Below are 12,186 nucleotides of genomic sequence, written 5' to 3'. Positions count from 1 at the left end.
TTCGCTCCTGATAGTCAATTCTGTTGCGTGCCGGCGTGGCGCTCAGGCGGTCAAGGCAGCCTGCATCGATGCGAGGCGCGCGCGAACCGAGGTGTCGAGCACTTCGTCGCCGACCGTCACGCGCACGCCGCCGATCAGCGACGAATCGACTTCGACCGTCGGTTTCAGCTTGCGCTTGAACTTGCGTTCGAGGCCCGAGACGAGACTGTCGAGATCCGCGCCGTTCAGCGGGAACGCGCTCACGATCTCGGCGTCGGCTGCGCCTTCACGTTCGTTCTTGAGCGCCTCGAACTGCTCGGCAATTTCCGGCAGCAGCGCGATGCGATGATTGTCGACCAGCATCTGCACGAAGTTCTTCGCTTCGGCGCCGGCCGCGAGCGGCGACTTCACCGCAGCAAGCAGCAACTCGGCTACTTGCGTGCGCGTCACCTTCGGGCTCGACGCGACCGACAGCACTTCCGGCAGACGCGCAACCTGGGCCAGCTCTTGCACGAGCGTGGACCAGGCGGCGATGTCACCGCCCTCGGCCACGCGGAACAGCGCTTCTGCGTAAGGGCGGGCGATGGTTGCAAGTTCGGCCATGATCAGAGCTCGGCTTTCAGTTGATTCAGCAGTTGGGCGTGGGCCGTTTGATCGACTTCGCGCTTCAGGATCTGCTCGGCGCCCTTCACGGCCAGCGCGGCGACTTCGCCACGCAGCGCTTCGCGCGCCTTCACGATTTGCTGTTCTGCTTCCGCCTTCGCCTGAGCGACGATGCGGGCGGCTTCAGCCTGGGCGTTGGCCTTGATTTCCTCGGCGACCGCCTGGGCACGCTTTTCGGCGTCGGCGATGCGCTGCTGGCCGTCGTTGCGGGCCTGCGCGAGTTCCTGGTCCACGCGCTTGTGCGCTGCGTCGAGTTCCGCCTTGCCCTTCTCCGCGGCGGCGAGGCCGTCGGCGATCTTCTTCGAACGTTCGTCGAGGGCGTTGATCAACGGCGGCCACACGAATTTCATCGTGAACCACGCGAGGACCAGGAACACGACCATTTGCGCAAACAGAGTTGCGTTGAGATTCACGGTGTTTCCTTATCTGCTATTCCGGAAAAATGAAACGGTAAGGCGCTCATCGAGTTGCATTCGATCAGCGCCCCAAGTCTCCGTTCCGCCCTGCGCCGGCTCACGCCGGACGCATATTTCCGAGGAACCTTAGCCTGCGAGCTTCGACAGGAGCGGGTTCGCGAACGCGAACAGCATTGCGACACCAACGCCGATCAGGAATGCAGCGTCGATCAGGCCAGCCAGCAGGAACATCTTCGTTTGCAGCGGGTTGATGAGTTCCGGCTGACGCGCGCAGGCTTCGATGTACTTGCCACCCATCAGCGCGATACCGATACAGGCGCCGATTGCACCCAGGCCGATGATGATGCCGATACCGATGGCGGTCAGACCCTGGATGTTGGCGATGTAAGCTTGCATGATCACTCCTTTGTGAAAAGACTTGGAACTGAGATTTAAAAAACTAAAACGAAGACTCTTTCTTGCACGCCGCGCTTAGTGCTTGTCGTGCGCCTGGCCGAGATACACCAGCGTCAGCATCATGAAAATGAATGCCTGCAACAGAACAATCAGGATGTGGAAGATTGCCCAGACGCTACCCGCGATCACATGACCAACGAAGCCGAGGAACGTTGCGTCGCCACCGAAGCTCCACATGCTGCCGAGCAGGGCGATCAACAGGAACAACAGCTCACCCGCGTACATGTTGCCGAACAGCCGCATACCGAGAGAAACGGTCTTCGCGAGATATTCGACAATGTTGAGCGCGAGGTTCGGGATCCACAGCAGCGGGTGTGCGCCGAACGGTGCCGACAGCAGCTCGTGCACGAAGCCGCCCGCGCCCTTGATCTTGATGCTGTAGTAGATCATCAGGACGAACACGCCGAGCGCGATGCCGAGCGTGCCGTTCAGGTCGGCCGTCGGGACGATGCGATGGTGGGAAATCACGTCCGACAGACCGAGCAGGCCGATCACGCGGCCCGGCAGGTCGACCGGGAGGAAGTCGAGGGAGTTCATCAGCGCGACCCACACGAACACCGTGAGGGCGAGCGGAGCGATGAAGGTACGATTGCCGTGGACGATGGCCTTCGACTGGTCTTCGACCATTTCGACGAGCATCTCGATCGCGCACTGGAAGCGGCCCGGCACGCCCGACGTCGCCTTGCGGGCGGCCAGACGCAGCAGGACGATCGTCACGATGCCGCACACGATCGACCAGAACAGCGTGTCGAGATTCCAGACGTGGATGTCGAAAATCGACGTCTGATGCGAGGTGGAGAAATTCTGCAAGTGGTGCGCAATGTACTCGGACGGATCCGGACCGCGCGTGCCTTCGCTAGCTGCCATATCGTTAATGCCACCCAAATTGTCGAAAATCGTTTTGCCTGTTCCGCAACACGCTATTGCGGGAACGGGCCGGTGCGGTTCGCTGTCGAAACCGCACGCTGCTTGTTCCTTACCGCCAGGCCAGCGCGATCCAGTAGGTCTTCAGCACGACGAGGTACGTGACGAGGAACGGCACCCAGTGCACGCCGGCCCAGCCGAACGCCACTGCGGTGAACATCCCGATCGTCAGAGCGAGCTTCAGGGCTTCGCCCATCACCCAGCTCATCACGGTGGCCGAGCCACCTGCCTTCAGTCGTGCCACGAATACCGCACATGGCACCCAGCCAATCGCTCCGCCCAGAAACGCGGATTGCGCAGCGGCGCCCGGCGACTTCGAAAACAGCCACCACGCCAGCGTTGCAACCAGGGACAGGACCACTTGCGCGAACACCACCTTGTAGGGGGTCACGCGCGAGGGCTTGCTCACGTTCGGACCGAACAGCCTCTCGGCTTCCGTCCGTGTAAGCGGAACGATGTTGTTATCTTGCTGCTCGACATCCCAGTCGTCGGATTCGCGCCACTCACCGGCCGCCGAAGCGGGGCGTTGCGTGCGCTGATCATCGTGCCTGTCGTCCGGCGCCTGACCCGCCATCGCAATCTTCCGCAAAGTCCTTGAACCCGACCCCAAGCTTTCTGAAAGCTTTCAGGGGTGCCTAGCTAACAAATCCGGGCGATTGTAAGCGATAGTTGCAAGTGATTCAAGGCTTTAGACGCGACAAAAACCTGCATAAAACGACGCCTCATCATGTGAAAAAACACTCGATTCGACGACGTACGATGACAGTTGTAAGGTCGATTTCTTGCACCGGTATTTCTTGCGCGTAAAACGCCGGCGGCAGGGGGAATGACGGGGAAACGATGCCCGGTACGGGTCCGGGCGGAGCGGCACGATCGCCGCGGGAAATGCGCGGTGAAACACTCGCCCGGAATGACTTGGCACGACGGCCCGGAACACGCGAAGCGCCCTGGCCGATCGGTCGTGCGCGACGGGTGAAATTCGACCGGACGCTCGCGCATCGATACGTCCAATCAGTTGTCGCGCCACCACAGGTGTTCGACTGTGGGTTGCGGCACTTATCAACAGCCTATAACCACCGCGAATACTGCACCCTTCCCCGCCCCTCGAATCGCACACCTGTGCCGCGCACCCGCCTTGCTCAACCGTGAACGAGCAACCACGCGCCAAGTGCCGCGCTCACGAGTGCGAACGGAATCGACACCAGATGAAACGGCAGCCACATGCGCGGCTCCTTCGCGAGACGCACCGCGATCAGGTTCGCGAGCGAACCGATGGCAAAACCGAAACCGCCGACCGATACGCCGAACGCCAGCGCACGCCAGTCGTGCGTGAATTCCGACAGCAGGATCGCCGCCGGCACATTGCTGATCACCTGTGACAGCACGGCGCCCGCGGCATAGACGCGCAGCGGCGAATCGAGCCGCGCATTTGCGATCGTGTCGTGCACGACGGGCAGCGCGGCCGCGCTGCGCAGCACGACGAACATCAGCACGAAGATCAGCAGCAGCAGCCAGTCGATCTTCAGGACTGCGTTGCGTTTGACGGCGAGCAGGACGATGGCGACGCCGACGAGGCCCGGCAGCGGATGGTGGGCATCGGCGAGCAGTACGAATGCAGCGAACAGCACTGCCGCGATCAGCGCGTGCATGCGCTGTACCGGTAACGCGATGGCGTCGCCGGACAGATCGAGCGGCTTCGCGCGAAACATGAACGCGGTCAGCACGAGCAGCAACGCCATCAACGCAAGCGCCAGCGGCCCGAGCGTAACCACGAAGCGGCCGAACGACACGCCGCTCAATTGCCACAGGAAAAGATTCTGGGGATTGCCGAGCGGTGTCGCGACGGACCCCGCGTTGACGGCCAGCGCGACGACGATCACGAGCCGCCGGAACGGTAGCGGCGTCAGTGCACGCAGCGACACCATCAACGGCACGACGACGAACAGCGCGACGTCGTTGGTGAGCCACATCGACAGTACCGCGGCGAATCCGACCAGCAGCATCGCGAGCCCGCGTTCGGAATGCACGTGATGCACAATGCGGTGCGCGAGCCACATCAGGCAACCGGACAGCTCGAGTGCCTTGGTCAGCATCAGCAGGCCCGCGAGCGTCGCGACCGTCTGCCAGTCGACGCGACCTGCAAGCACCGAAAATGGTTGCGGACGCACCCATTGCAGCACGATCAGGCCGAGTGCAAGCACCGACAGTACCGGTTCCTGCGCAAGCCATCCGAGCCACCGGCGCGGCGCCGGTGCGCCCGTCTTCTCCATTGGCTGTCCTTACTCTTCGGTTGCGACGTTGCCGCGCAGCCGCGCGAGAATGCCCTCGAGCGCATCGAGGTTGCCGAAGTCGATCGTCACCTGCCCGCGCCCGCGGCGGCCGAGCTTGATCTTCACCGTCGACGCGAGCAGGTCGGACAACTCCTCTTCGAGACGGCGCGTATCGCGGCCGCCGTCGTCCTTCGCGCGCGCCTTCACGGCCGGCGCTTCCTTCGTCGTATGTGCGACGAGCTTCTCGGTTTCGCGCACCGACATGCGCTTGTTGACGACCTGATGCGCGAGCGTGATCTGCGTGGCCGCATCGACGGCGAGCAGCGCGCGCGCGTGCCCCATGTCGAGATCGCCGGCCAGCAGCATCGTCTGCACCGGCGACGCGAGGTTCAGCAGGCGCAGCAGGTTCGACACCGCGCTGCGCGAACGGCCGACCGATTCGGCCGCCTGCTCGTGCGTGAAACCGAACTCGTCGAGCAGGCGCTGGATACCGTGCGCCTCTTCAAGCGGGTTCAGGTCCTCGCGCTGGATGTTCTCGATCAGCGCCATCGCGGCGGCAGCCTGATCGGACACGTCCTTTACGAGCACCGGCACTTCATCGAGACCGGCCAGGCGCGCCGCGCGGAACCGCCGCTCGCCTGCAATGATCTCGTATTTGTCTGATGAAATGGGCCGTACCAGGATCGGCTGCATCACGCCCTGAGCGCGAATGCTGGCCGCGAGCTCCTGCAGGCTGCCCTCGTCCATCCGCGTCCGCGGCTGGTACTTGCCGGCCTGCAGCTTGCCGAGCGCGAGCGTGTTCGGCGCCCCTTCGATCTTCACCGCTTCGGTGATATCGGCGCTGCCGCCGAGCAGCGCTTCGAGGCCACGTCCCAAGCCCTTCTTCTTTGGTACCGCGTTCATGTCTTTCTTCCTCGCTTCGCTCATGTCCGGATCACGACACCTCGAACGCGCGGACGCGTTCGATCATCTCGGCACCGAACTGGAGATACGCCTGCGCACCGCGCGAGCTGCGGTCGAACACGACGCCCGGCAACCCGTAACTCGGCGCTTCCGCCAGGCGCACGTTGCGCGGAATCACCGCGTCGAACACCTTGTCGCCAAAGTGCGCTTTCAGTTGATCGGAGACTTGCTGCTGCAGCGTGATGCGCGGATCGAACATCACACGCAGCAAGCCGATGATCTTCAGGTCGCGGTTCATGTTCGCGTGAACCTGCTTGATCGTGTTGACGAGGTCCGACAACCCTTCCAGCGCGAAGTACTCGCACTGCATCGGGATCACGACGCCATGTGCCGCGCACAACCCGTTCAGCGTCAGCAGCGACAGCGTCGGCGGGCAATCGATCAGCACGAAATCGTAGTCGTCGGCCACGCGTTCGAGCGCTGCTTTCAGCCGGCGCTCGCGGTTGTCGATGCTGATCAGTTCGATCTCGGCACCGGACAGCTCGCGGTTCGCGGGCAGCACATCGTAGGTGACGCCGTCCGGGCGGATGCGCGCATCGGCGACCGACACGCCATCGACCAGCACTTCGTACACGGTCGCCTCACAGGCGGCCTTGTCGATCCCGCTGCCCATCGTCGCGTTGCCCTGCGGGTCGAGATCGATCAGCAGGACTCGTTGCTCCTGCGCTGCAAGGCTTGCGGCGAGATTGACCGATGTCGTCGTCTTGCCGACGCCCCCCTTCTGGTTCGCAACGCAGAAGATCTTTGCCATCGTTGGTGTGTTCCCTTTACCTTCAAACAAACGGCGCGCTACCGCGCGCCTTCAATTCGCGTCGTCGACGGCCACTTCGAACAGATGCCGCTCGGCATCGAGCATCGGCACCGCCAGCCGGATCGTCTGCTTCACGCGGCTGCCTTCCGGCAAGCGCGCAATTTCATCATCCGGGTGAACGCCCTTCATTGCCCAGATCGACCCACCCGGCGCAACCAGATGTCGAGCAAGTTTAACGAAGTCGGACAGATCCGCGAAAGCGCGGGATACGATCATGTCGAATTTTTCCGGCACTTCGACGCCCGGCTGCAGCGATTCGACCCGCCCGGTGACGACCGACAGGTTCGCGAGCTTCAGTTCCGCGCGCATCTGCGTCTGGAATGCAGACTTCTTCTGCACGATATCGTTCAGCGTGACCTGCCAGTCAGGCTCGACGATCGCGAGCACGATGCCGGGCAACCCGCCGCCCGAACCGACGTCGAGCACGCGCGCCGACGCACGGCCGCGCAGATGCGGGACGATCGAAAGCGAATCGAGGATGTGCTGGATCAGCATCTGCTTCGGGTCGCGGATCGCGGTCAGGTTGTAGACCGCGTTCCACTTGCCGAGCAGCGCGACATAGTCGAGCAACTGGTTGCGCTGAGCATCCGTCAGCGTGAGGTCGAGCGCCGCCGTGCCTTCGACGAGCATCTGTTCCAGTACGTCCCGATTAACCGCCGGCGCGCGACGCGCCGTCATTGTTGCGTCGGGACGGCGCCGTCCCCCTGCTCCGTTGCCTCGGCGGCCGTGCCATTCCGGCGGCCCAGCCCGCGACGCTTCAGGTGCACCATCAGCAGCGAGATTGCCGCCGGCGTGACGCCCGAGATGCGCGATGCCTGCCCGATCGTTTCCGGCCGGAACTCGTTGAGCTTCTGGCTCACTTCGAACGACAGCCCGCGCACTTCACGGTAATCGATACCATCGGGCAAGCGCGTGTTCTCGTTCGCGTCGTTGCGTTCGATCTCGGATGCCTGGCGCTCGATATAGCCCTGATACTTGATACCAATCTCGACCTGCTCCTTGATCTGCTCGAGCAGCACCGGATCGTCGGTCAGCGGCTCCGCGGGACCGCATTCACCACCCTTTAGCCCGCATACGCCGTCGTAGCTGATGCCCGGACGACGCAGCAGTTCGGCGAGGCTGTATTCGTGATCGATCGCCTTGCCGAGCAGCGCGGTCGCCTCTTCCGGCGGCAGCGTCTTCGGCGTGACCCACGTCGACTTCAGGCGTTCGGTTTCACGTGAAACAGCGTCGCGCTTCCGGCTGAATGCGTCCCAGCGCGCGTCGTCGACGAGCCCCAGCTCGCGGCCGATCTCGGTCAGGCGCATGTCGGCATTGTCTTCACGCAGGCTCAGGCGATACTCGGCACGGCTCGTGAACATCCGGTACGGCTCGGCCACGCCACGCGTCACGAGATCGTCGACCAGCACGCCCAGATAGGCTTGGTCACGACGCGGGCACCACGCGTCCTTCTCCTGCACATAGCGCCCCGCATTGAGGCCGGCCAGCAAGCCCTGCGCGGCCGCCTCTTCATAGCCGGTCGTGCCGTTGATCTGGCCCGCAAAGAACAACCCGTTGATCGCCTTGGTCTCGAGCGACGCCTTCAGCGCGCGCGGGTCGAAGTAGTCGTACTCGATCGCATAACCCGGGCGCAGGATGTGCGCGTTCTCGAGGCCGCGCATCGAATGCACGAGCTCGAGCTGGACATCGAACGGCAGGCTCGTCGAGATCCCGTTCGGGTAGAACTCGTTGGTCGTCAGCCCTTCCGGCTCGAGAAAGATCTGGTGCGATTCCTTCGACGCGAACCGGTGGATCTTGTCCTCGATCGACGGGCAATAACGCGGCCCGACGCCTTCGATCACGCCTGTATACATGGGCGAACGGTCGAGGCCGCCGCGAATGATGTCGTGCGTGCGTTCGTTCGTATGCGTGACCCAGCACGGCAGCTGCTGCGGATGCTGCTCCGCGCGGCCCAGGAACGAGAACACGGGAATCGGATCGAGGTCGCCCGGCTGCTCGTCGAGCTTCGAGAAGTCGATCGTCCGGCCGTCGATACGCGGGGGCGTACCGGTCTTCAACCGGCCCTGCGGCAGCTTCAGCTCCTTCAGGCGCGACGACAGCGACACGGCTGCCGGATCGCCGGCGCGGCCGCCCGTGTAGTTGTTCAGGCCGACGTGGATCTTGCCGTCGAGGAACGTGCCGGCCGTCAGCACGACCGCACGCGAGCGGAAGCGGATACCGATCTGCGTGACGGCGCCCACCACGCGGTCGCCTTCGACCATCAGGTCGTCGACGGCCTGCTGGAACAGCCACAGGTTCGGCTGGTTCTCGAGCCGCTGGCGGATCGCGGCCTTGTACAGGATGCGGTCGGCCTGCGCACGCGTCGCGCGCACGGCCGGGCCCTTCGACGAATTGAGGATCCGGAACTGAATACCGCTCTCGTCCGTCGCGGCGGCCATTGCGCCGCCCAGCGCGTCGACTTCCTTGACCAGATGGCCCTTGCCGATGCCGCCGATCGACGGATTGCAGCTCATCTGCCCGAGCGTTTCGATATTGTGGGTCAGCAGCAGCGTCTTCGCGCCCATACGGGCGGACGCCAGCGCGGCTTCCGTGCCGGCATGACCGCCACCGACGACGATGACGTCAAATTCTGTGGGAAAAAGCATGGTGGATTCCGCACGCCGAGCTGCGCACGAACCTATCAGAGAAATGTATGGGCCGAATTATAGCGGGTTCGCTTTTCACCCGAATGCCGTCCGAATGGTAGGGTCTGTGCATTTCGTCGATTTTTGGGCCGTGGACGGGAGAATCCAGGGTGTCGAGCCTGTTCAGGCAAAGCCCGAGCACGGTTTGCCGTACATCGCTGCACCTGTGCAAAAAAGCTGGCTGGCGAGAACGCCGCAGGCGGAATATGACCCGATCGATATCCGTAGCCCGCGAGGCCGCGCGAACACGACATGCTGTGCCCCCTTCTCTTCACAGCATTTCTGCCGGTTGCTCTCACCCTTGTCCACCGAGGTTCCACACATCATCGGCCTGTGGAACGAGCCACCACCGCACAGGACTTAAGACGATTCCTCCGGCGCTTATCCCCAGACCTCGAGCCAACAAGGCCTCACCGGCAAATAAAAACGGCGTGTTTCACGTGAAACACGCCGTTCGTTTCCCGCCAACCGCTCGGGCCATCAAGCCGTCTTCTTCGCCAGCCCCAGGTACGTTTCGATCACGCGCGGATTCTGCGCAAGCTCGGCGGCCGGCCCTTCCAGCGCAACCTCACCGGTCTCCAGCACATAGCCGTAATCCGAGATCTGCAACGCGGCCCGCGCGTTCTGTTCGATCAGCAACGTCGCCACCCCCGTACCGCGCAACGCGCTGATGATATGAAAGATCTCCTTCACGATCAGCGGCGCGAGCCCGAGGCTCGGCTCGTCGAGCATCAACAGGTCGGGCTTGCCCATCAGCGCGCGGCCGACCGCAAGCATCTGCCGCTCGCCGCCCGACAGCGTGCCGGCCGCCTGCTTGCGGCGCTCCTTCAGCCGCGGGAACAGCACGAACACGTGGTCGAGCTGGTCGAGGAAGTTCGATTCGCCAGCCTGCTTGCGGCGATATGCACCCAGCACAAGGTTGTCCTCGACCGTCATCGTGCTGAACAGCTCGCGCTTTTCCGGTACGAGGCACATCCCGCGCGCGACACGCTGCTCGACCGGCAACGCACCGACGTCGCTGCCGCGGTACACGACCGCGCCCGACGCATGCCCCGTAACCGGCAACGCGCCCATGATCGCGTTCAGCAGCGTCGACTTGCCGGCACCGTTCGGGCCGATCACGCTGACGATCTGCCCCGCACCGACCTTGATCGCCGCACCGTGCAGTGCCTCCACCTTCCCGTACCGGACTGCCAGCCCGCGCACTTCGAGAATCGGCATCGTCGTGTCCGTCATCACTCCACCCCGCCCAGATACGCTTCAAGCACGGCCGGGTCCTGCTGCACATCCTGCGGCAACCCTTCCGCGATCCGCGTGCCGAACTCCATCACCACCAGCCGGTCGGTGAGATTCATCACGAAATCCATGTCATGTTCCACGAGCAACACGCTCATGCCTTCCGCCTTTAGCCGTCGCAGCAGGTCGGCGAGCTGTTGCTTCTCCTGGTAACGCAGCCCCGCAGCCGGCTCGTCGAGCAGCAGCAGCGTCGGATCGCAGCACAGCGCGCGGGCGATTTCGAGAATCCGCTGCTGGCCGAGCGCGAGGCTGCCCGCTTCGTCGTACATGTGCTTCTCGAGCCCCACGCGGCGGATCTGGCGTGCGGCTTCGGCCAGCAGTTGCGCCTCCTCGTGTGCATTGAGCCGCGCGATGCTGCGCCAGACGCCCGTATGGCCGCGCAGATGCGCACCGATCGCGACGTTCTCGAGCACCGTCATCGCGGGCAGCAGCTTCACGTGCTGGAAGGTACGGCCGATGCCGCGGCGGACGATCTGGCGCGACGTGAGCCCGTCGATGCGCTCGCCACGGAACGTGATCGTGCCGCCCGTCGGCTTCAGCACGCCCGTCACGAGGTTGAACGTGGTCGACTTGCCGGCGCCGTTCGGACCGATCAGGCCGATGATCTGCCCCGCTTTCACGTCGAAGCTGACGTCGTTGACGGCCACGAGGCCGCCGAACTGCTTGCGTGCATTGTCGACGACGAGCAGCGGCTCACCGGCCGCCGGCTTCGCACGCTGCGGCAGCGGATCGGCCTGCTCGGGCACGTGCGCGCTCGGCCCGCGCGGGAACAGCCGGGCAACGAACGGCCACACGCCCTGGCGGGCGTACTGCAGCAGCAGCACCATCAGCACGCCGAACACGATGATCTCGAAGTTGCCTTCCGAGCCGAGCAGCTTCGGCAGCAGCGTCTGCAGGTAGTCCTGCAGCACCGTAAGGATCGCTGCACCGAGCACCGCGCCCCACACGTGCGACACGCCGCCGACCACGGCCATGAACAGGAACTCGATCCCGTGATTCAGCCCGAACGGGGTCGGGTTCACCGCACGCTGCAGATGCGCGTACAGGAAGCCCGACACCGCCGCCAGCACGGCTGCGTAGACGAAGATCACCACACGCATCCATGCCGTGTTCACGCCCATCGCCTCGGCCATCACGCCGCCGCCGCGCAGTGCGCGGATCGCGCGGCCCGGGCGGCTGTTCAGCAGGTTCTGCACCGACACGATCGCGGCCAGCACGACGGCCCAGATCAGGAAGTACAGGCTGCGGCCGCTTTCGAGCGCGAGGCCGAACAGGTTCAGCGCCGGAATGCCGTTGATCCCGTCGTACTTGCCGAGCAGCTCGAGGTTGCCGAACAGGTAGAACAGCGCGAGGCCCCACGCGATCGTGCCGAGCGGCAGGAAGTGCCCGGACAGCCGCATCGTGACCGCACCCAGCACGAGCGCGACGAGCGCCGTCAGCACGACGCCGACGATCAGCGCGAGCCACGGCGATACGCCGTAGCGCGTCGTCAGGAACGCGGTCGCATACGCGCCGATGCCGACGAACGCGGCCTGCCCGAAGCTCGTCATCCCGCCAACGCCCGTCAGCAGCACGAGCCCGATCGCGACGATCGCATAGAGGCCGATGTAGTTCAGCAGCGTGATCCAGTACTCGGGCACGTGCAGCGCGCCGGGCAGCACCGGCAGCGCGAACAACACCACGAGAAACACCCAGAAGGTCTTGTTGCGTACCATCGTCTTCAT

12 protein-coding genes are annotated in these 12,186 nt (G+C 64.0%); all 12 read right to left on the bottom strand.

Features of this window, described 5'->3' with window-relative positions; genetic code table 11:
• Positions 1-42 precede the first annotated feature (42 nt).
• Positions 43-582 (bottom strand): F0F1 ATP synthase subunit delta, encoded by a 540-nt coding sequence (locus tag G3N62_RS10685; RefSeq protein ID WP_034188172.1) that lies wholly within the window; start codon positions 580-582, stop codon positions 43-45.
• 2 nt (positions 583-584) lie between these two features.
• Positions 585-1,055 carry a F0F1 ATP synthase subunit B gene (locus tag G3N62_RS10680; protein ID WP_006477283.1) on the bottom strand — a complete coding sequence of 157 codons (471 nt, stop codon included), beginning with the start codon at positions 1,053-1,055 and terminating at the stop codon, positions 585-587.
• A gap of 129 nt (positions 1,056-1,184) precedes the next feature.
• Positions 1,185-1,454 (bottom strand): F0F1 ATP synthase subunit C, encoded by a 270-nt coding sequence (gene atpE / locus G3N62_RS10675; protein ID WP_006482730.1) that lies wholly within the window; start codon positions 1,452-1,454, stop codon positions 1,185-1,187.
• A gap of 75 nt (positions 1,455-1,529) precedes the next feature.
• Complete coding sequence (gene atpB, locus G3N62_RS10670; RefSeq protein ID WP_012492242.1) at positions 1,530-2,381, bottom strand: F0F1 ATP synthase subunit A; 852 nt, start codon at positions 2,379-2,381, stop codon at positions 1,530-1,532.
• A gap of 109 nt (positions 2,382-2,490) precedes the next feature.
• Positions 2,491-3,012, bottom strand: coding sequence for an ATP synthase subunit I (locus tag G3N62_RS10665; protein ID WP_124670654.1), 522 nt, complete (start codon positions 3,010-3,012; stop codon positions 2,491-2,493).
• Between the two features lie 565 nt (positions 3,013-3,577).
• Positions 3,578-4,708: an SLC13 family permease gene (locus G3N62_RS10660; protein WP_049030887.1), complete on the bottom strand. Its 1,131-nt coding sequence runs from the start codon at positions 4,706-4,708 to the stop codon at positions 3,578-3,580.
• Positions 4,709-4,717: 9 nt separating this feature from the next.
• The gene (locus tag G3N62_RS10655) at positions 4,718-5,611 is read right to left on the bottom strand and encodes a ParB/RepB/Spo0J family partition protein (protein ID WP_034188249.1); all 894 of its coding nucleotides are present in this window, start codon (positions 5,609-5,611) and stop codon (positions 4,718-4,720) included.
• A 31-nt stretch (positions 5,612-5,642) separates the two neighbouring features.
• Positions 5,643-6,422 carry an AAA family ATPase gene (locus G3N62_RS10650; RefSeq protein ID WP_059559486.1) on the bottom strand — a complete coding sequence of 260 codons (780 nt, stop codon included), beginning with the start codon at positions 6,420-6,422 and terminating at the stop codon, positions 5,643-5,645.
• A gap of 51 nt (positions 6,423-6,473) precedes the next feature.
• Positions 6,474-7,160 carry a 16S rRNA (guanine(527)-N(7))-methyltransferase RsmG gene (gene rsmG, locus G3N62_RS10645; RefSeq protein ID WP_034188176.1) on the bottom strand — a complete coding sequence of 229 codons (687 nt, stop codon included), beginning with the start codon at positions 7,158-7,160 and terminating at the stop codon, positions 6,474-6,476.
• The gene (gene mnmG, locus G3N62_RS10640; protein ID WP_124608622.1) at positions 7,157-9,127 is read right to left on the bottom strand and encodes a tRNA uridine-5-carboxymethylaminomethyl(34) synthesis enzyme MnmG; all 1,971 of its coding nucleotides are present in this window, start codon (positions 9,125-9,127) and stop codon (positions 7,157-7,159) included. Before mnmG ends, rsmG begins: the two co-directional genes overlap by 4 nt.
• 519 nt (positions 9,128-9,646) lie before the next feature.
• Positions 9,647-10,402 carry an ABC transporter ATP-binding protein gene (locus G3N62_RS10635; protein ID WP_069705844.1) on the bottom strand — a complete coding sequence of 252 codons (756 nt, stop codon included), beginning with the start codon at positions 10,400-10,402 and terminating at the stop codon, positions 9,647-9,649.
• Positions 10,402-12,186 (bottom strand): branched-chain amino acid ABC transporter ATP-binding protein/permease, encoded by a 1,785-nt coding sequence (locus G3N62_RS10630; protein WP_049032698.1) that lies wholly within the window; start codon positions 12,184-12,186, stop codon positions 10,402-10,404. Before G3N62_RS10630 ends, G3N62_RS10635 begins: the two co-directional genes overlap by 1 nt.

The organism is Burkholderia sp. Tr-20355 (assembly GCF_017104685.1).
Lineage (GTDB): Bacteria > Pseudomonadota > Gammaproteobacteria > Burkholderiales > Burkholderiaceae > Burkholderia > Burkholderia seminalis.
This window is presented reverse-complemented; position numbering and strand designations above follow the sequence as displayed.

Coding starts and splice junctions, on each gene's coding strand:
- G3N62_RS10685 (WP_034188172.1), bottom strand. CDS start 582: ATGGCCGAACTTGCAACCATCGCCCGCCCTTACGCAGAAGCGCTGTTC.
- atpE (WP_006482730.1), bottom strand. CDS start 1,454: ATGCAAGCTTACATCGCCAACATCCAGGGTCTGACCGCCATCGGTATC.
- atpB (WP_012492242.1), bottom strand. CDS start 2,381: ATGGCAGCTAGCGAAGGCACGCGCGGTCCGGATCCGTCCGAGTACATT.
- G3N62_RS10665 (WP_124670654.1), bottom strand. CDS start 3,012: ATGGCGGGTCAGGCGCCGGACGACAGGCACGATGATCAGCGCACGCAA.
- G3N62_RS10660 (WP_049030887.1), bottom strand. CDS start 4,708: ATGGAGAAGACGGGCGCACCGGCGCCGCGCCGGTGGCTCGGATGGCTT.
- G3N62_RS10655 (WP_034188249.1), bottom strand. CDS start 5,611: ATGAACGCGGTACCAAAGAAGAAGGGCTTGGGACGTGGCCTCGAAGCG.
- G3N62_RS10650 (WP_059559486.1), bottom strand. CDS start 6,422: ATGGCAAAGATCTTCTGCGTTGCGAACCAGAAGGGGGGCGTCGGCAAG.
- rsmG (WP_034188176.1), bottom strand. CDS start 7,160: ATGACGGCGCGTCGCGCGCCGGCGGTTAATCGGGACGTACTGGAACAG.
- mnmG (WP_124608622.1), bottom strand. CDS start 9,127: ATGCTTTTTCCCACAGAATTTGACGTCATCGTCGTCGGTGGCGGTCAT.
- G3N62_RS10635 (WP_069705844.1), bottom strand. CDS start 10,402: ATGACGGACACGACGATGCCGATTCTCGAAGTGCGCGGGCTGGCAGTC.
- G3N62_RS10630 (WP_049032698.1), bottom strand. CDS start 12,186: ATGAAGACGATGGTACGCAACAAGACCTTCTGGGTGTTTCTCGTGGTG.